This is a genomic window from Sorangium sp. So ce394, assembly GCF_051474665.1.
GTDB lineage: Bacteria > Myxococcota_A > Polyangia > Polyangiales > Polyangiaceae > Sorangium > Sorangium cellulosum_D.
The window spans coordinates 803,295-822,894 of sequence record NZ_CP150339.1 but is presented as its reverse complement, the minus strand read 5'-3'; the positions used below and the strand labels follow the sequence as shown (position 1 = coordinate 822,894).

Below are 19,600 nucleotides of genomic sequence, written 5' to 3'. Positions count from 1 at the left end.
CCGCCGGGTGATCGCCCCCGGGATCCAGGCTAAGAAGCGCCCTTGTGCCGCTCGCTTCCGACCGCGCCTCGCTCGCCGCGTTCCCCATCGACTGGGGCGGGCTCGCCCCGCTCCGCCTCAAGTCGCGCGCCGTCGCCGAGGGCGTCTACGCCGGCATGCACCGGAGCATCCGCAAGGGCGCCGGCGTCGAGTTCGGCGGGCAGCGGCCCTACGTGCCCGGCGACGATCTCCGCTTCTTCGATCGGCGCGCCCTGCTCCGCCACGATCGGCTCATGGTGCGCGAGTTCGAGACCGAGACCGACCGCGCCCTCTGGCTGTGCGTCGACGCGACCGCCTCGATGTCCTACCGCGGCCGGCGCGCGCCCGGCGCCAAGCTCGCCTACGCGGCGCTCATCGCCGCGGCCATGGCCCGCGTCGCGCTCGCCACCGGCGACCCGGTGGGGCTCGCGTGGCTCGGCGGCGCCGGCACCCACGGCCTGCCCGCCATGGCGGGGCGCGAGGCGTTCGAGCGGATCGTGGGCGCCCTCGAGGCCACCTCCGCCGCCCAGGACTGGAGCGGCGACGCGGGCGCCATCGAGCGCGCGCTCGCGCCCGTCGCGAAGAAGGCCCGCCGCGGCGCCGTCGTCCTGCTCATCTCGGATCTGCTCGATCTCGCTCATGAATCGGGCGCGGAGCGCGCCCTCTCCGCGTTCACGCCGCTCAGCACCGGCGGCCGCACGCTGATCGCCCTCCAGGTCCTCGACCCGAGCGAGGCCGAGCTCGACTTCGAGGGCAACGTGCGCCTCCGCGCGCTCGAGGGCGGCGCCGTCGTGGAGGCCGACGCGGGCGCGGTCCGCGCGCAGTACAAGGCGCGCCTCGCCGCCCTCGCCGACGGCTGGGCGCGCGCGCTCGCGTCGCGCGGCGGCCGCCTGCTCCGCGCGACCAGCGCCGATCCCCCGACCGACGTCGTCCGCGCCCTGGTGCAGGCGATCGCCGAGGTGCGGCGATGAGCTTCGTCACGCTCGGCGCGCTGCTCGTCGCGCTCCTCGTCGGCGCGCCGATCGCCGCGCACCTCCTGCGCCGCCGCCGCGCCGAGGAGCGGCCGTTCCCGCCCGCGCGCCTGGTCCCGCCCACGCCGCCGACGGCGCGGCGACGGAGCCTCCTCGAGGACCGCGCCCTCTTCGCCACCCGGGCCGTGTCGGTGCTCGCGCTCGCGGTGCTCGGCGCCACGCCGCTCCTGCGCTGCACGCACCTGTCGCTCAGCCGCAGGGCCGGCGCGTCGGTCGCGCTCGCCATCGTCGTCGACGACTCGCTCAGCATGCGCGCGCGCCCGGGCGGCGACGGCGCGGAGCGCGCCGGCCCCTCGCGCTTCGAGCGCGCGCTCACGGCCGCGCGCGAGCTCGCCGGCGGGCTCGCGCCCGGCGACGCCGCGGCGCTCGTCCTCGCGGGCGCCCCGGCCCGCGTCGCCCTCGCGTCGACGACCAACCTCGCCGCCGTCGCCGACGCGCTCGACGCGGTGACGCCGTCGGACCGCGCCACGGACCTCGACGGCGCCCTCGATCTCGCGCGCGATCTGCTCCGGGGGCTGCCCCAGAGCGACAAGCGCATCGTGCTCCTCAGCGATCTCGCGGACGGCGCGCCCGGCGCGCCGCCCATCGCGGGCACCCCCGACATCGCCACGTGGGTGCCGCTCGAGGAGCTGGAGGCGGCGGGGCAGGACTGCGGGATCGTGCGCGCGGATCGATCCAGCCAGAAGGCGCGCATCCGCGTCGTCTGCACCGCCGCGCAGGCCGCCGCGCCCGGGCCCGACCTGCCCGCCGCGGAGCGCGACGGCGGCGCGGCGTCGCCGGCCGCCTCCGCCGCTCCTCCCGCCCCGACCGCGGGCGCGTCCGCCGCCGCGGGGCGGTCTCTCGAGGTGCGCGCCGGCGACGCGGTGATCGGCAAGGTCGCGCTCGATCCGGCGCTGCGCGCCGAGGAGCTCACGATCGACCTGCCCTCCGGGACGCCCGAGTTCTTGATCGCCGCGCTCACCGGCGGCGACGCGATCGCCGAGGACGACCGCGCGCCGATCATCTCCGCCGGCGGCCCGCTGTCGATCGCCGTCGTGGTCGACCCCGCGACCACGCACGTCGAGACGGGCGGCCCGCCGCCGCTGGAGCAGGCGCTCTCGGCGCTCGATCTCGACGCGCAGATCAGGCCGCTGCCCTCGGTCCCGGAGCACGCGGACGAGCTGGCCGCGCACGCGGGGCTCATCGTCGACGACGCGCCCGGCTTCACGCCCGAGGTGCGCCGCTCGCTCGCCGCGTGGGTCGAGCGCGGCGGCGTCGCGCTCCTCACGCTCGGCCAGCGCGCCGCCGCCGCGCCGCTCGGCGCCGGGTTCGAGCCGCTGGTGCCCGGCGTCGTCCGCTGGTCGGCGTCCCCGGCGCGCGGGGTGGATCCGGCCACGGCGGGCTGGCTCGGCCCGTCCGCGGCCAGCCTCGCCGACGTGGCCCCGCGCGGCCGGGCCACGCTCGGCGCCGAGGCGTCGGAGGGTGCCGAGGTGCTCGCGCGGTGGTCGGACGGCGCCCCGTTCCTCGTGCGCCGCCCGCTCGGGCGCGGCGTCGTGCTGTTCATGACGCTGCCGCTCAGCACGGAGGAGAGCGACGTCGCGCTGCGGCCGGCGTTCCTCTCGCTGCTCGACGGGTTCGTAGGCGCCGCGCGCGCCCGCGGCGGCGCGCGGCGGCTCGCCGCGGGCGAGACGTGGACGTTCGACGGCTACCGCGACGTCAAGGTCGAGCGCGTGAAGGTCGACCGCGCCGAGGGGTCCGCGGGGCGCGAGGCGCTCCCCGTCGTGGAGGTCGAGCGGCGGCTGCGCGTCTCGCCCCCGCTCGCCGGGCTCTACGAGCTCACCCTCGACGGCGAGCGCTCGACGCGCGTCGTCTCGGTCCCGGAGCGCGAGATCGATCTCCGCCCGCGGCGCGTCGCCGAGAGCGCCCGCGCGGCCGAGCTGGGCGGCATGTCGGCCTCGATCGACGGGTCGCCGTATGTCGCGCTGCTGCTGCTCGCGCTGCTCGCGGCCGAGCTCCTGCTGCGCGCCCTCGGCGGGCGGCGGGAGGCGGCGGAGCTCCGGGCGGGCTGAGGCCGGCGGCCGCCTTCGGCGCGGCCTGCCCGCGGCGCGGCCGGCGCGCGTCAAACGCCGCGCCGCCGCACCGCCGCGCTCAGTGCGTCTGCCAGTGCGGGGGGATCTCGTCCGCCGGCGCGAACTCGGGCTTGGCCGGCGCAGCGGGCACGACGGCCGCTCGGCGGGGCCCGTTCGGCTTGAAGCTGTGCTCTGCGGCCGGGAACGTGCGCGATTGCACCTCGTCCACGTAGGCGCGCGTCGCCTCCACGATCTGATCGCCGACCTCGGCGAAGCGCTTCGCGAACTTCGGCGTCAGCTCGCGGAACATCCCGAGCAGGTCGTAGCAGACCAGCACCTGCCCATCGCAGCCCGCCCCGGCGCCGATGCCGATCGTCGGCACGGAGACCGCCGCCGTCACCTCCTGCGCGAGATCCGGCGGGATGGCCTCGAGCACGATCGCGTAGGCGCCCGCCTCGTCGAGGATGCGCGCGTCGGCGATGAGGCGCTCGGCCGCCTCGTCGCCCTTGCCCTGCACCTTGAAGCCGCCCATCGCGTGCACCGACTGCGGCGTGAGCCCGAGGTGGCCCATCACCGGGATGCCCGCGGCGACGATCCGGCGCACGTGCTCCGCGATCTCGGCGCCCCCCTCGAGCTTGATGCTCTCGAAGCTGCCCTCCTTCATCATCCGCCCGGCGTTCTCGAGCGCGTGCATCGGAGAGAGCTGGAAGCTCATGAACGGCATGTCGCCCACGACGTGGGCGCGCCGCGCGCCGCGCGCCACCGCGCGCCCGTGATAACAGATCTCCTCGACCGTCACGGGGAGGGTCGTCGCGTGCCCTTGCACGACCATCCCGAGCGAGTCGCCGACGAGCAGCAGATCGGCGCCGCCCTCGTCGAGCAGCCGCGCCATCGTGAAGTCGTAGGCCGTCACCATCGCGATCGGCGAGACCCCTTTGCGGGCGCGGATCTCGGGGACCGTGACCTTCGTCGAGCGCTGCGCGGGCCTGCGCGCGCCGCCCCCACCATTGCCTTGCGGACCGTACATGTTCCTCCGGGTCGCGGCCGCACCTGCGGTCCACGCCTCCGGAGAGGCTAGGGCCGCGCCCGTTCCCGGGCAAGACGCGGCGCGCGCCGGCCGCGGCCTACCAGGTCACAATCCCCAAGCATCCTGGACACTTATCCACGACAGCAGCCGCGGCGGGCGCAGGCGCGGCGCGCCCGCTCTTGCGCCGGCCGCTCACCCGCGGCGGTGCCCGGCGCCGCCGGAGGGGAGCGCCGCTGCCGGCGCCCGCGACGCGCCCGGCGGCGCGGACCTCGGGTTCGTCAGCGCGGTCAGGACGTGGTCGCGCCACGCGCCGTCGATGAACAGGTAATCGCGGGCGTACCCCTCGACGACGAAGCCGAGGCGCCGGAGCAGCCGCCCGCTGCGCTCGTTGTGCGGCAGGTAGTTCGCCATCACCCGGTGGAAGCCGAGCGCGTCGAACATGTACGCGATCGCCGCCTCGAGCGCCTCGAACATCACGCCCGCGCCCACGGCGCGCTGGTCCAGCGAGTAGCCGAGCGTCGCGGCCTGGAAGGCGCCGCGCACGAACTGGGTGAAGTTGCAGACCCCGATCACCTCGCCGTCGGGGGCGCCGCGCCACTGCAGCGCGAGCCGGAGCGCCCGATCGGCGGCGAAGTCGTCGTGATCGCGGAGGAGGCGCTCGCGCCAGAACGCCTCGGTGTAGAAGCCCTCGGGGCGCGGCGGATCCCACCGGGCGAGGTGCTCGCGGTTGCGCTCGAAATAGGCGAGGTAGCGGCCGGCGAAGTCGAGGGGCGGGAGGAGGAGGCGCAGCCGCGGGGTCTCGATGCAGACGGAGCTCTTCAACCCGGCCTCCGCGCGGCGCGCCTACGACAGGGTCCCCTCGTCGAGGCGGCGCATCCCTTCGAGGAGCAGCGCCTCGGGCGAGGCGGTGATGCTGCGCGTGCTGGGCGAGAAGGTCGGGTCGAGGCGGAAGTCGCCCTCGCGCAGCGTGAGCATCCTGTAGAACGCGTCCTCGCCCTGCGCGCCGGCCCAGAGCGCGTGGACGACCTGCCCGTCGGCGAAGTGGATCTCGCCGGCCATGGAGTTCGCCTGGATCTTGAGCGCGCACGTCTTCCGGCCGTGCCAGAGGATCTGGATCATGTCCGGCAGGCCCATCTCGGCGAGCGAGCCGGACACGCCGCGCGGGGCGGCGGTCGAGGAGCGCCGCTCGATGAGCTGGCGGAGCTTGGCGGCCATGACGTCGGTCGACGCCGGCTTCGAGACGAAGTCGTCGACGCCGAGATCGAAGGCGCGCTGGGCGGTCTGCCGGTCGGTCTTCGCGGTGAGGATGACCCACGTCTTGTCGCGGCCGAAGCCGAGCTTCAGCGCGTCGGCGCGGAGCGCGAGGCCGGCGTCGGGCTCCTCGAGATCGATCTCGCTGACGACCACCTCGATGTCCTTCGTCTCGAGCTCGCGCCGCGCCTGCGCCACGTTGCGCGCGATCGAGACCTCGAACCCCTGCTCGAGGAGCCGCAGCTCGAGCACCGTCGTCTCCTCGGGATCCGGGTCGACGATGAGCGCCTGGTGCCGGTCGGAGAGGAGCTTCGCGCGCATGTCGTCGCCGGTCATGACCTGGCGGAAGAGGTCGACGATGTTCGGATCGAAGATGGTGCCGCGGTACTGGGCGAGCACGTCGCACGCCTCGGGCGGGCGGAGCGCCTTGCGGTAGGGGTTGCGCGGGTTCTGGGTGAGGTCGGCGTAGGTGTCCGCGACCGCGAGGATGCGCGCGCCGAGCGGGATCTCCTTGCCGGACAGGCCGTCGGGGAAGCCGCTGCCGTCGTAGCGCTCGTACATCAGGCTGATCGCGGAGACGACCTCCTGCGGCAGCCCCACCGACTCCATGAGGTGCGCGGGGAGGTCGACGCTCTTCGTCGCGGCGAGGCGGTGCCCCTCGTACTCGGCCACGTTGAGCGCGGTGAGGTGGTACGGGCCGTTCTTGCCGAGGTCGTGCAGGTACGCCGAGGCCACATAGCTCGCGACCGTCGTCGGCGGCAGGCCGATGCGCTCGCAGAGCTTGCGGACGATGCGCGCGACCGTGGAGGAGTGGCCCCGGAGGTCCTGGCGCGCGTTCTCGAGCAGGCTCACGAGGACGTTCAGCGTCTCGACGTACGCGTGGCTCGTGGTCGGGTGCGGCGGCGGCGGGGGCGCCGCGACCGGCACGGAGACCGGGGCGACCTGCGGCTGAGGGGGCGGCGAGGGCGGCACCGGCGTGGGCGGGGGGCCAGCCGGGGCCGCGCGCGGCGGCGCGGCGGGCGCGGCGGGCCCCCGCATCACCGCCGGAGGTTGCGGCGTCGCGGCGAGCGGCGCAGGGATGGAGGCGAGCGCCGGCGGGCCGTGCATCGGCTGCGCGTGCGCCGGCTGCCCGTGCATCGTCGCCTGCCCGTGCATCGGCTGCCCGTGCATCGTCGCCTGCCCGTGCATCGTCGCCTGCCCGTGCATCGTCGCCTGCGGATGCGCGGGCGTCGCGTGCGCCGGCTGGCCGTGCATCGTCGCCTGCGGGTGCATCGGCTGCGCAGCCGGCACGTGCGTCATCGACGTGCGATCGGGGATCGACGCGCGCTCGTACGTCATCGACGTACGCTCGAACGGATTGCTGTTGTTGTTGTAGAGGATCTCGTCGAACGAGCTGACCGGCCGCAGCAGCGAATTGAAGGCGGTCGTGTCGCCCCGGTAATGGTAGGCGATGGCCGCGCGCACCGCCGCCGGCCGGGCGACGATGGCGCGTACGTCCCGCACGCCCGCGGCCAGCCGGATCTCGTGCAGCGCGGCGTCGTTGTCGGGATCCGCGGTCGCGACCGACAGCGTCGTGTTCCGCTCGTCGAGCAGGACCGGAAAGACGCCGTGCAACGTCGCGGTGATCGCCGAGACCTTGGCGAGCACGCGGGGCTCGATGATCGCCTTCGAGAGCTTCTCGGTCGAGACGAAGCGGGTGTTGTGGACGGTCGCGATGAACTTCAGGAGCTCGGCCTCGTTGACGATATCGAGCTCGATGATGGCGTCCTCGATGCGGCCGCGGGTCCGCATCGCGTACTCCACCGCGCGACGATGGTCGTCCGGGGTGATGCGCCCCTCGAGGACGAGGCGATCGGCAATCCGCTGGTTCAATCCTTGAACGGAAGCCATCGAAACCCTGATTCTACTCAGAAATTGGAGGTAGGCGCGCGCCCAAGAACCCTCGCGGAACGAAAGCACGCGGGGAAAGCTGGCCAGCCGCTCGCGGCGTATCCGCCATGGGGTGCGCTCGATGAATGAGAGCAGAGCTCGGAGCGGTGCGCGAGCCCCGTGAACATCCCGGCCAGCGCCGGTTGGCCCCCGAGGTCCCGCTCGACCCGACGCGCTGCTACGTGGCGATGAAGACTGACCCCGGGTAGGCGCTCACGCCACGTCCGGCGCGTTCCGCCAGGCCGGCAAGCTCAGGGCTGGGAGAGGAAAGCGGCCCCGGGGCGGCGCGCCCGGTGACTGGGGTGCCGGGCGGCGCGCTCGGGAACTGGGTGCCGGGCGGCGCGCCCGGAGGCGGGGGTAGGCCCCGCCCGGGCGCGCCGGCGGTCGTCACTCCTCGTTCACCGCCGTGAGCGGCGCCGTCTCCTCGGGGCGCGGCCGCGGGGCGACGTACGGCGCCTGCACCACCGGCTCGCCCTCGACCACGACCTGGAGGCGCTTGTAGGCGGGCAGACCCGTCCCTGCCGGGATCAGGCGACCCATGATGACGTTCTCCTTCAGACCGCGGAGATCGTCCGTCTTGCCGTTGATCGCGGCCTCGGTGAGCACCTTGGTCGTCTCCTGGAACGACGAGGCGCTGATGAACGACTCGGTCGACAGGCTGGCCTTGGTGATGCCGAGGAGGAGCGCCTCGGCGATGGCGGGCTTGCCGCCGCGCTCGATGACGTTCTCGTTCTCCTTCTCGAAGATGTGCTTCTCCACCTGCTCGTCGACCAGGAAGTTCGTATCGCCGACCTCGCGCACGCGGACGCGCCGGAGCATCTGCCGGACGATGACCTCGATGTGCTTGTCGTTGATGCCGACGCCCTGGAGCCGGTAGACCTGCTGGATCTCGTTCACGAGCCAGGCCGACAGCTCCTTCTCGCCCTTCACCCGGAGGATGTCGTGCGGGTTCGGCGGGCCGTCCTGGAGCGGATCACCCGCGCGCACCCGGTCGCCCGGCTGCACCTGAATGTGCTTGCCCTTGGGGATCAGGTACTCGCGCGCCTGATCGCCGAGCGCATGCCCGTCCGGCGAGTACGGCGTGATGATGACCTTCCGCTTGCCCTTCGTGTCCTTGCCGAACGTGACCTCGCCGTCGATCTCGCTGATGATGGCGTGATCCTTGGGCTTCCGGGCCTCGAACAGCTCGGCGACGCGGGGCAGACCGCCGGTGATGTCCTGCACCTTCGTCGTGTCGCGCGGGATCTTCGCGATGACCTCGCCGGCCTCGATGAGATCCCCCTCCTGCGCGACGATGTGCGCGCCGACGGGGAGCAGGTAGCGCGCCTCGAGCTCGCTGTTCGGGAGCTTCAGCGTCCTGCCGGACTCGGGGTCCTTCAGCGAGATGCGCGGGCGGACGTCGGCCGCCTTCGACTCGATGACGACCTTTCGCGAGAGGCCCGTCACCTCGTCGAGGCGATCCTGCACGCTGACGCCCTCGATGAGGTCGCCGAACTTCACCACGCCGGAGACCTCGGTGAGGATCGGCGTCGCGAACTGGTCCCACTCGGCGAGCAGCTCGCCGGGCTTGGTGCGCTCGCCGTCGGCCTTCTTGAGGATGGCGCCGTAGACGAGGCGGTTGTGCTCGCGCTCGCGCCCCGTCTCGTCGACGACCACGATCTCGCCGTGGCGGTTCATGACCACCATGGTGCCGTCCTTCTTCTTCTGGACGACCGCGCGGCGGAGGCGGACGGTGCCCTCGGTGCGGGCCTCGAGGTAGCTCGCCTCGATCTTGCCGCGCGCCGCGGTGCCGCCGATGTGGAAGGTGCGCATCGTGAGCTGCGTGCCCGGCTCGCCGATCGACTGGGCGGCGATGATGCCCACCGCCTCGCCGATGTTGACCCGGTAGCCGCGCGCGAGGTCGCGGCCGTAGCACAGCGCGCACACCCCGCGGCGGAGCTGGCACGTGAGCACCGAGCGGATGACGACCTCCTCGATGCCGGCGTCCTCGATGGACCGCACCGCCTGCTCGTCGAGCTCGGTGTTCGCCGTGATGAGCACCTCGCCGGTGAGCGGGTCGACCACGTCCTCCAGCGCGACGCGGCCGAGGATGCGGTCGCCGAGCGGCTGGATGACCTCGCCGGCCTCCTCGAGCTTCGCCACGCGGATGCCGTCGAGCGTGCCGCAGTCGAACTCGGAGATGACCGCGTCCTGCGCCACGTCGACGAGCCGGCGGGTGAGGTAACCCGAGTTCGCCGTCTTGAGCGCGGTGTCGGCGAGGCCCTTACGCGCGCCGTGCGTCGAGATGAAGTACTGGAGCACGCTGAGACCCTCGCGGAAGTTCGCGGTGATCGGCGTCTCGATGATCTCGCCGGACGGCTTGGCCATCAGGCCGCGCATCGCGGCCAGCTGCCGGATCTGCTGCGTGGAGCCGCGCGCGCCGGAGTCGGCCATGATGTAGATCGGGTTGAAGCTCGGCTCGATCGACTCCTTGCCCGTCTCGTGGTCGACGACCGTCTCCTTGCCGATGCCGGCCATCATCTCGGTCGTGACCTGGTCGGCGATGCTCGCCCAGATGTCGACGATCTTGTTGTACCGCTCGCCGTCGGTGATGAGCCCCTCCTGATACTGCTCGACGACGCGCTCGACCTCCTTCTGCGCCTCGCCGAGGAGGACCTTCTTGGCCGGCGGGATCACCATGTGATCCATGCAGATGGAGATGCCCGCCCGCATCGCGTGGTCGAAGCCGAGCGTGCGGAGCCGGTCCGCGAGGAGGACGGTCTCCTTGTTGCGGTGGATGCGGTAGCAGACGTCGATGAGCGCCGAGAGCGCCTTCTTGTCGAGGGTCTTGTTCGCGTACTCGAACGCGACCCCCTTCGGGAGGACCTCGGAGATGATGACGCGGCCCACCGTGGTCTCGACGATGCGGCGCTTCACGTGGCCGAACTCGTCGAGCTGCGGGTTGCCGTCGTCGTCGATGATCGGCACGCGGACGCGGATGCCGGCGTGCAGCGCGACCTCGCCGTTGTCGTACGCCATCCGCACCTCCTCGGGGGAGGCGTAGATGCCCCGCAGGTAGCCCTGCGCCACGCCGTCCTCGCCGAAGGAGAGGGTGTCGGCGCGGAACGACCCCTTCTCGAACTTGCGCTCGCGGGTCGCGTAATAGAGCCCGAGCACGATGTCCTGCGTCGGGTTGATGATCGGCTTGCCGCTCGCGGGCGAGAGGATGTTGTTCGTGCTCATCATGAGCACGCGCGCCTCCATCTGCGCCTCGACCGACAGCGGCACGTGGACCGCCATCTGGTCGCCGTCGAAGTCGGCGTTGAACGCCGCGCAGACGAGCGGGTGCAGCTGGATCGCCTTGCCCTCGATGAGGACCGGCTCGAACGCCTGGATGCCGAGGCGGTGGAGCGTCGGGGCGCGGTTCAGGAGCACCGGGTGCTCGCTGATGACCTCCTCGAGGATGTCCCAGACCTCCGGCCGCTCCTTCTCCACCATCTTCTTCGCGCTCTTGATGGTGTTGACGTAGCCGCGCTCTTCCAGCTTGTTGTAGATGAACGGCTTGAAGAGCTCGAGCGCCATCTTCTTGGGCAGGCCGCACTGGTGCAGGCGCAGCGTCGGGCCCACGACGATGACCGAGCGGCCCGAGTAGTCGACGCGCTTGCCGAGCAGGTTCTGGCGGAACCGGCCCTGCTTGCCCTTCAGCATGTCGGAGAGCGACTTGAGCGGGCGCTTGTTCGGGCCGGTGATCGTCTTGCCGCGGCGGCCGTTGTCGAACAGCGCGTCGACGGCCTCCTGCAGCATCCGGCGCTCGTTCCGGATGATGATCTCCGGCGCGTTCAGCTCGAGGAGCCGCTTCAGGCGGTTGTTGCGGTTGATGACGCGGCGGTAGAGGTCGTTGAGATCGCTGGTCGCGAAGCGGCCGCCGTCCAGGGGGACGAGCGGGCGCAGATCCGGCGGCAGCACCGGGATCACGGTCAGCATCATCCACTCCGGCCGATTGCCGCTCTCGCGGAAGGCCTCGACGACCTTGAGCCGCTTCGCGAGCTTCTTCCGCTTGGCCTCGCTGGTCGCGGCGCGCATCTCCGTCCTGAGCAGCTCGGCCAGGCCGTGCACGTCGACCTGCTTGAGCATCTCGAGGATCGCCTCGCCGCCCATGCCGGCGCTGAACTTGTCGTCACCGTACTCGTCGAGCAGCTGCAGGTAGCGCTCCTCGCTCAGGAGATCGCCCCTCATGAGGCCGGTCTCCTTCGGATCGATGACGATGTAGGCCTCGCAATAGAGCACCTTCTCCAGGTCCTTGAGCGTGATGTCGAGCATGTTGCCGATGCGCGACGGCAGGCTCTTCAGGAACCAGATGTGGGCGACCGGCGTGGCCAGCGAGATGTGCCCGAGCCGCTCGCGGCGGACCTTCGACTGGATGACCTCGACGCCGCACTTCTCGCACACGATGCCACGGTGCTTCATGCGCTTGTACTTGCCGCAGTTGCACTCGTAGTCCTTCACCGGCCCGAAGATCTTGGCGCAGAACAGACCATCGCGCTCCGGCTTGAACGTCCGGTAGTTGATGGTCTCCGGCTTCTTCACCTCGCCGTGCGACCACTCGCGGATCTTCTCCGGGCTCGCGAGCGAGATGCGGATGGCGCTGAACGAGAGCGGGTCTTTGGGCTTCTCGAAGAAGCTGAAGATGTCACGCATGGAGACCTCCGGAGACGGAAACGATACCGATGAACCTGCCAGCGCCCACCGAGTCGGCCTTCGGGGGCGCGCCGCCCGCGCGGCGCGCCTCCCCCGCCATCACCGACCGGGCGCGCGGCGCTCGCGACGTGACGAACTGCATCACTCCTCTTCCTCCGCGGCCGAGGCCTCCACGCCTCCGCTCGTCTCGACCAGCTCCACGTTCAGGCACAGCGACTGGAGCTCCTTGATGAGCACGTTGAAGCTCTCCGGCAGCCCCGCCTCCAGGGTGTAATCCCCCTTCACGATGGCCTCGTACATCCGGGTGCGGCCCATCACGTCGTCGCTCTTCACGGTGAGGAACTCCTGCAGCGCGTAGGCCGCGCCGTAGGCCTCCATCGCCCAGACCTCCATCTCGCCGAGCCGCTGCCCGCCGAACTGCGCCTTGCCGCCGAGGGGCTGCTGCGTGACGAGCGAGTAAGGCCCGATCGAGCGCGCGTGGATCTTGTCGTCGACGAGGTGGTGGAGCTTCAGCATGTACATGATGCCCACCGTGACGTTCTGATCGAACGCCTCGCCCGTGCGCCCGTCGAAGAGGATCGCCTGGCCCGAGGTCGGGAGGCCCGCGAGCTCGAGCGCGCCCTTGATGTCCGACTCGTGCGCGCCGTCGAACACCGGCGATCCCATGAAGACGCCCTCGTCGACCGTCTTGACGAAGCGCTTGACGTCGCCGTCCTCGAGGTCGTCGAAGAAGCCGCTCATCGACTCGTCGCCCGCGTAGATGGCCTTGAGGTGCTCCTTGATCTCGGCGCTCGACCGCTGCTGCTCGAGCATCCGCTGGAGCTGGTTGCCGAGCTCGAAGGCGCCCCACCCGAGGTGGATCTCGAGGATCTGACCGACGTTCATGCGGCTCGGCACGCCGAGCGGGTTGAGCACGAGATCGACCGGCCTGCCGTCCTGCAGGTACGGCATGTCCTCCTCGGGGAGGATGCGGCTGATGACGCCCTTGTTGCCGTGGCGGCCCGCCATCTTGTCGCCGACCTGGAGCTTGCGCTTGATGGCGATATAGACCTTCACCATCTTGATGACGCCCGGCGGCAGCTCGTCGCCCTTGGACAGGCGATCGATCTTGTCCCGGAAGTGCTCCTCGCGCGTGCGGACGAGCTCCTCGAGGTCCCGCAGGATCTGCTGGACCCGCTCGGCGTCGTCGACGGGGATCTCGCCCCAGTACTTGCGGGGGATCTCGGCGAGGGAGGCCTCGTCGATGATGGCGCCCTTCTGGAAGAGCACCTTGCCCTTGTCGTCGACGAGCTTGCCCGTCGCCTCCTTGCCGAGGAGGAGCTCGCGGATGCGGCGGAAGAACGAGTCGCGGAGGATCTTGATCTCCTCGTCGCGCGTCCGCTCGATCCGGGCCCGCTCCTGGTCCTCGATGTCCCGCGCGCGGTCGTCCTTCTCGGTCCCCTTGCGCGAGAACACGCGGGCGTTGATGACGATCCCGCCGACGCCGGGCGGCACCTTGAGCGAGCTGTCGCGCACGTCGCCGGCCTTCTCGCCGAAGATCGCCCGGAGCAGCTTCTCCTCGGGCGAGAGCTGGGTCTCGCCCTTCGGGGTGATCTTGCCGACCAGGATGTCGCCCGGGCGCACCTCGGCCCCGATGCGGACGATGCCGGAGTCGTCGAGGTCCTTGAGCGCCTCCTCGCCGACGTTCGGGATGTCGCGGGTGATCTCCTCCTTGCCGAGCTTCGTGTCGCGGGCGACGCACTCGAACTCCTCGATGTGAATCGAGGTGAACACGTCGTCCTTGGCGATGCGCTCGGACACGAGGATGGAGTCCTCGAAGTTGTAGCCCTGCCACGGCATGAACGCGACGAGCACGTTCTGGCCGAGCGCGAGCTCGCCCATGTCCGTCGACGGGCCGTCGGCGAGCACGTCGCCCTTCTTCACCACCTCGCCCGTCCGGACGACCGGCTTCTGCGTGTAGCAGGTCGACTGGTTCGAGCGCTGGAACTTCATGAGGTGGTAGATGTCCGGCACCTCGGCGCCCTCGCCCTCGGCCCGGACGACGATGCGCGTCGCGTCGACGCTCTCGACGACGCCGGGGCGCCGCGCGATCACGCAGACGCCGGAGTCGCGGGCGAGCCGCTCCTCCATGCCGGTGCCCACGAGCGGCGCGTGCGACTGGACGAGCGGCACGGCCTGGCGCTGCATGTTGGCGCCCATGAGCGCGCGGTTCGCGTCGTCGTGCTCGAGGAAGGGCACGAGCGCGGCGGCGACCGACACCATCTGGTTCGGCGCGACGTCCATGAGCTCCACCATCTCGGGCGTGACGATCTTGAACTCGCCGTTGTAGCGGGCCGAGACGAGCGACTCCTTGAAGCGCCCGCTCTCGTCGAGGTTCACCGTCGCCTGCGCGATGTACTTGCCCTCTTCCTCGAGCGCGGAGAGCCAGATCACGTCCTCGGTCACGCGGCCGTTCTCGACCTTGCGGTACGGCGTCTCGACGAAGCCGAACTCGTTCACGCGGGCGAACGTCGACAGCGACGCGATGAGGCCGATGTTCGGGCCTTCCGGCGTCTCGATCGGGCAGATGCGCCCGTAGTGGGTCGCGTGGACGTCGCGCACCTCGAACCCGGCCCGCTCGCGGGTGAGGCCGCCCGGCCCGAGCGCCGAGAGCCGGCGCTTGTGGGTGACCTCGGAGAGCGGGTTGGTCTGGTCCATGAACTGCGAGAGCTGCGAGCTCCCGAAGTACTCCTTCACGACCGCGCTGACGGGCTTCGCGTTGATCAGGTCGTGGGGCATGAGCGTGTCGATCTCCTGCGACATGCTCATGCGCTCCTTGATCGCGCGCTCCATGCGGACGAGGCCGATGCGATACTGATTCTCCATCAGCTCGCCGACCGCGCGGACGCGGCGGTTGCCGAGGTGGTCGATGTCGTCGACCGAGCCGCGCCCGTTCTTCAGCTCGATCAGGTGGCGCACCGTCTCCAGGATGTCCTGCGGCGTGAGCACGGTGAGATCGAGCCCCGGCCGCTCGTCCTCGGGGACGTCCCGGTAGAACTTGTAGTTCAGCTTCAGCCGGCCGACCTTCGAGAGGTCGTAGCGCTCGGCGTTGAAGAACAGGTTGTGGAACAGGGTCTTCGCGGTCTCGAGCGTCGGAGGATCGCCCGGCCGCAGCCGGCGGTAGATCTCGAGGATCGCGTCCTCCATCGTCTTCACCTTGTCGGTGAGGAGCGTGTCGCGGAGGTACGAGCCCACGTTCAGGCCATCGATGAAGAGGATGCGGAACTGCTCGATGTTCGCGTCGCGCAGCCGCTCGAGCTTCGCCTCGGTGAGCTCCTCGTTGACCTCGACCACGACCTCGCCCGTCTCCGGGTCGACGATGTCGTGCGCGGCGACCTTCCCGACGAGCTCCTCCGGCTCGAGGCTGAGCCGCTCGAGCTTCGCCTCCTTCATCTTCCGGATGGCGGCGCGGGTGAACTTCGTGTTCTTCTTGACGATGACGTCGTTGCCAATCTTGATGTCGCGCGTCGTCCGCTGACCGGCCAGGAGATCGTACTCGATGCTCTTCGAGTACTTGCCCCCCTTCTCCAGGTACACGGTCTCGGTCGAATAGAAGTAGTTCAGCAGGTCCTGCGTCGAGTACCCGAGCGCGCGCAGCAGCACGGTCGCGTGCATCTTCCGCCGCCGATCGATGCGCACGTAGATGATGTCCTTCGGGTCGAACTCGAAGTCGAGCCACGAGCCGCGGTACGGGATGACGCGCGCGGAGTAGAGCAGCTTGCCGCTCGAGTGCGTCTTGCCCTTGTCGTGGTCGAAGAAGACGCCGGGGCTGCGGTGCAGCTGGCTGACGACGACGCGCTCGGTCCCGTTGATGATGAACGTGCCCGTCTCGGTCATCAGCGGGAGCTCGCCGAAGTAGACCTCCTGCTCCTTGATGTCGCGCACGATCCGCTCCCCGCCGTCGCGGGTGTCGTAGATCATCAGCTGGTTCGTGACCTTGATCGGGGCCGAGTAGGTCATGCCGCGCTGGCGACACTCGTCGACGTCGTACTTCGGCGGCTCGAGGTTGTACGAGACGAAGACGAGCTCGCTCGTGCCGTTGAAGTCCTTGATCGGGAAGACCGAGCGGAACACCGCCTGAAGCCCGACCTCCTCCCGCTCGTTCGGCGGAACGGACATCTGGAGGAATTTGTCGTAGCTCGACTTCTGGATGTCGATCAGGTTGGGGACGTCGATGATGCGACGAACGCGACCCAGGTTCTTACGGACGCGGAAGTTGGATTGGACGACCGACGGCATCGATTTCCTCCGGCTCACACGAGCCGCGCGGGGCGGGCGCACGGCTCGAACCGAGCAACGAACACGAAGCTACGCACCAATGGCGAGCGAGCGTCCCCAGCATGTGGGGACCCAAAACATCTTGGTTGTGGGGGCAGAGCGGACCGCGTGGCGACCCATTGAGCTCCGGCATTGGTCGAGGACCCGCACCCGCGGTCCTCTTCAGAATTGACCGAGGACCCGTACCCGCGGTCCTCTTCAGCGTTGCGCGAGGGCCCGCACGCGCGGCCCCTTTCTTCAGACAAAAGCGGGACGTGCGGCAGGGACGATCGCCCTGCCGCCGTCCTCCGGCGGATCCCGATTTCCCCTGGCAGGGAGCGGTGATCGTTACTTGAGCTCGACGGTAGCACCTGCCTCGACGAGCTTCTTCTTCATCTCCTCCGCGTCCGCCTTGGAAACCTGCTCCTTGACGGTCTTCGGCGCGGCCTCGACCAGGTCCTTCGCCTCCTTCAGGCCCAGACCCGTGATCTCGCGGATCGCCTTGATCACGCCGATCTTGTTGCTGCCGGCGTTCGCGAGGATGACGTCGAACTCGGTCTGCTCCGGCGGCTTCTCGGCCGGAGCAGCGCCGGGGGCAGCGCCGCCGGCCGCGACGGCGACCGCCGCCGGGGCGGCCTTGACGCCCCACTTGTTCTCGAGGTCCTTGATGAGCTCGGCGATCTGGATGACAGGGAGGTTGGAGAGGTAATCGACGACCTGCTCGCGCGTGATCTCAGCCATTGCAAGACTCCTTCAAACTCTTCTGCGCGCCCCGGGGAGGGGGCCATGTAAACCAAAACCAGACGGGCGCAAGGCCCATTTTTACGAAAGGGGCCGCCTCAGCCCGATGTGCCCGCCGCGTCTTCCTTCGCCTTCAGGAGATAGGCGAAATTCTGGAGAGGCGCGTTGAGCTGCTGCACGAACTGCTGGAGCGGCGCCTGGAGCGTCGCGAGCAGCGTGGCGCGGAGCTCATCCTTGCCGGGCATCGTCGCGAGCTGCGTCTCGACGGCGTCGCCGGAGAGGATCTGCCCCTCGATGAGCCCGGCCTTGATCTGGAGCTTCTGGTTGTCCTTGCGGAACGCCTTGACGACCTTGGCTGCCGCGCTCGGATCCTCGTAGCTCCAGGCCACGCCGGTCATGCCGGTCAGGCTCTTCGCCAGCGTGTTCGCCCAGGGGTGCTCCTTGATGGCGTGGCGGACGAGCGTGTTCTTCACGACCCGGTACTCCACGCCGGACTTCCGGAACTCATCGCGAAGCTTGGTGACCGCCTCGACGTTCATCCCCTTGAAGTCCAGGAAGACCGCGGAAGACATCCGCTCGAACTTCTGCCGGACGGAGCCGACGACCTCTTCCTTTTGGGACCGTTCCATGGGCTACGCCTCCTCTGCCTTGCCGATGAAGTGGACCGGGTCGATGCGAACCCCCGGGCCCATCGTCGAGGACATCGTGATGCTCCGGAGGTAGATGCCCTTGGCCGTCGCCGGCTTGGCCCGGACGAGCGCCTGGATCAGCGCGTCCGCGTTGACCTGGAGCGCGCCCTCCGCGAAGGAGACCTTGCCGATCCGGGCGTGCACGATGCCCGCCTTCTCGACGCGGTACTCGACCTTGCCGGCCTTGGCCTCGGTGATGGCCGTCTTCACGTCGAACGTGACCGTCCCGACCTTGGGGTTCGGCATCAGGCCGCGCGGACCGAGAATACGGCCGAGCTTGCCCACCAGGCCCATCATGTCGGGCGTCGCGATCACGCGGTCAAAGTCCATGAAGCCTTCCTGGACCTTGTTCACGAGATCCGCCTCGCCGACAAAATCGGCCCCGGCAGCCTCGGCCTCCCTGGCCTTCTCGCCCTTGGCGAACACCAGCACCCGGAGCGACTGCCCCGTACCATGCGGGAGCACCACGGCGCCGCGGACCATCTGGTCTGCGTGCCGTGGGTTGACCCCCAGCCGGACCGCGAGGTCCACCGTCTCGTCGAACTTGGCAGGCGCGGCTTGCTTCACGAGCGCGCAGGCCTCCTGCAACGTGTACTTTCGAGCGCGGTCGACGACTGCCCGCGCTGCGAGTTTCTTCTTGGCGACTTTCGGCACATGCCCTCCTTCTTAACGGCTCTCGCCTCCCACGGTGCGCCTTAAACTACCGTGGTAAGTCTTCTATCCCGTCCGCCGGGGCGCCCTCCTCGGAGCGCCGCCAGGCGGCGCGCATCCCCGACCGCGGGGAGCGCTGCGACGCACCTCAGTCGACGATGTCGATGCCCATCGAGCGGGCGGTGCCCGCCATGCTGCGCATCGCGGACTCGAGGTTCGTCGTGTTCATGTCCTGCATCTTGAGCTGGGCGAGCTCCTGCAGCTGCTTCTGCGTGACCTTGCCCACCTTGACCTTGTTGGGCTCCTTGGAGCCCGCGCCCGGCTTCTTCTTGGTCTCGAGCCCCGCCGCCTTCTTGAGGAGGACGGAGGCCGGCGGCGTCTTCAGGATGAACGTGAACGAGCGATCCGAGTAGACCGTGATCACCACCGGGATGATCATGTCTCCCTGCGCTGCCGTCCGCGAGTTGAAGTCCTTGCAGAACGCCATGATGTTGACGCCGTGCTGGCCGAGCGCCGGACCGACGGGGGGCGACGGGTTGGCCTTGCCCGCCGGAAGCTGCAGCTTCACGTACCCAGTGACTTTCTTCGCCATGATGAATCTCGCACCCTATCGAACCGCCGCCCGACGGGCGGTCTACTTTTCAGAGAAACAGCGGAGCGCCGCGGAGGCGCGGCGCTCGCCCGCAGGTTTGCAGCCGTTCGCCCCCGGCTAGCGCTTCTCCACGGCTGAGAAGTCGAGCTCCACGCTGGTGGGTCGGCCGAAAATGCTGACCTTCACCTTGAGCTTCTGCTTGTCCATCTTCACGTCGTCGACCGTGCCGGTGAAGTTCGCGAACGCCCCGTCCAGGACCCGCACCTCCTCACCAACCTCGAACGTGAGCCGCGGCTTCGGCTTGACCGACCCCTCGACGATGCCCCGCCGGAGGTTGTCGATCTGCACCAGCGGGACTTCCTGCGGCGTCTGGTTGCCGATGAAGCCGGTCACCTTGGGCGTGTCCTTGACCAGGTGCCAGACCTGCTCGTTCATCTCCATCTCGACGAAGATGTAGCCGGGCAAGCTGAGCTTCTGACGGACGCGCGTCTTGCCGCCGGGGCGGTTCTCCGTGACCGTCTCGCTCGGGATGAGGATCTCACCGAACCGATCTTCCAGTCCGTACTGCTTCACGCGCTGCTGGAGCGCGTCGCGCACCTTCGCCTCGTATCCCGAGTAGGTATGGATGACGTACCACTTCTTGGCCATGG

12 protein-coding genes are annotated in these 19,600 nt (G+C 70.0%); 2 read left to right on the top strand and 10 right to left on the bottom strand.

Annotated elements, in window-relative coordinates; translation table 11 throughout:
• The first annotated feature begins 44 nt into the window (after positions 1–44).
• Together WMF33_RS03120 and WMF33_RS03115 are read left to right on the top strand one after the other, a co-directional pair.
• Positions 45–989, top strand: coding sequence for a DUF58 domain-containing protein (locus WMF33_RS03120; protein ID WP_061621654.1), 945 nt, complete (start codon positions 45–47; stop codon positions 987–989).
• Positions 986–3,097 (top strand): VWA domain-containing protein, encoded by a 2,112-nt coding sequence (locus WMF33_RS03115; RefSeq protein WP_437335740.1) that lies wholly within the window; start codon positions 986–988, stop codon positions 3,095–3,097. The genes WMF33_RS03120 and WMF33_RS03115 overlap by 4 nt, the downstream gene beginning before the upstream one ends.
• A gap of 79 nt (positions 3,098–3,176) precedes the next feature.
• Here the strand turns inward: WMF33_RS03115 and panB are convergent, their stop codons facing one another.
• The 10 genes from panB to nusG form a co-directional block, all read right to left on the bottom strand.
• Entirely contained in the window at positions 3,177–4,124 is a 948-nt protein-coding gene (gene panB, locus WMF33_RS03110) for a 3-methyl-2-oxobutanoate hydroxymethyltransferase (protein ID WP_061621593.1), read from the bottom strand.
• A gap of 192 nt (positions 4,125–4,316) precedes the next feature.
• Positions 4,317–4,946: a GNAT family N-acetyltransferase gene (locus WMF33_RS03105; RefSeq protein WP_437335739.1), complete on the bottom strand. Its 630-nt coding sequence runs from the start codon at positions 4,944–4,946 to the stop codon at positions 4,317–4,319.
• Between the two features lie 21 nt (positions 4,947–4,967).
• On the bottom strand, positions 4,968–7,265 hold the full coding sequence (locus WMF33_RS03100; RefSeq protein ID WP_437335738.1) for an HD domain-containing phosphohydrolase: 2,298 nt from the start codon (positions 7,263–7,265) through the stop codon (positions 4,968–4,970).
• Between the two features lie 426 nt (positions 7,266–7,691).
• Positions 7,692–11,981, bottom strand: a complete 4,290-nt coding sequence (rpoC, locus tag WMF33_RS03095; protein WP_437335737.1) for a DNA-directed RNA polymerase subunit beta' — start codon at positions 11,979–11,981, stop codon at positions 7,692–7,694.
• A 141-nt stretch (positions 11,982–12,122) separates the two neighbouring features.
• On the bottom strand, positions 12,123–16,259 hold the full coding sequence (gene rpoB, locus WMF33_RS03090) for a DNA-directed RNA polymerase subunit beta (protein ID WP_437335736.1): 4,137 nt from the start codon (positions 16,257–16,259) through the stop codon (positions 12,123–12,125).
• A 366-nt stretch (positions 16,260–16,625) separates the two neighbouring features.
• Positions 16,626–17,018 (bottom strand): 50S ribosomal protein L7/L12, encoded by a 393-nt coding sequence (gene rplL / locus WMF33_RS03085; RefSeq protein ID WP_061628733.1) that lies wholly within the window; start codon positions 17,016–17,018, stop codon positions 16,626–16,628.
• Positions 17,019–17,116: 98 nt separating this feature from the next.
• Positions 17,117–17,647: a 50S ribosomal protein L10 gene (gene rplJ / locus WMF33_RS03080; RefSeq protein WP_061628734.1), complete on the bottom strand. Its 531-nt coding sequence runs from the start codon at positions 17,645–17,647 to the stop codon at positions 17,117–17,119.
• A 3-nt stretch (positions 17,648–17,650) separates the two neighbouring features.
• Positions 17,651–18,361, bottom strand: coding sequence for a 50S ribosomal protein L1 (gene rplA / locus WMF33_RS03075; protein WP_020732611.1), 711 nt, complete (start codon positions 18,359–18,361; stop codon positions 17,651–17,653).
• A gap of 145 nt (positions 18,362–18,506) precedes the next feature.
• On the bottom strand, positions 18,507–18,950 hold the full coding sequence (gene rplK, locus WMF33_RS03070) for a 50S ribosomal protein L11 (RefSeq protein WP_061618350.1): 444 nt from the start codon (positions 18,948–18,950) through the stop codon (positions 18,507–18,509).
• A 117-nt stretch (positions 18,951–19,067) separates the two neighbouring features.
• Positions 19,068–19,598 carry a transcription termination/antitermination protein NusG gene (gene nusG / locus WMF33_RS03065; protein ID WP_020732609.1) on the bottom strand — a complete coding sequence of 177 codons (531 nt, stop codon included), beginning with the start codon at positions 19,596–19,598 and terminating at the stop codon, positions 19,068–19,070.
• Positions 19,599–19,600: the final 2 nt, after the last annotated feature.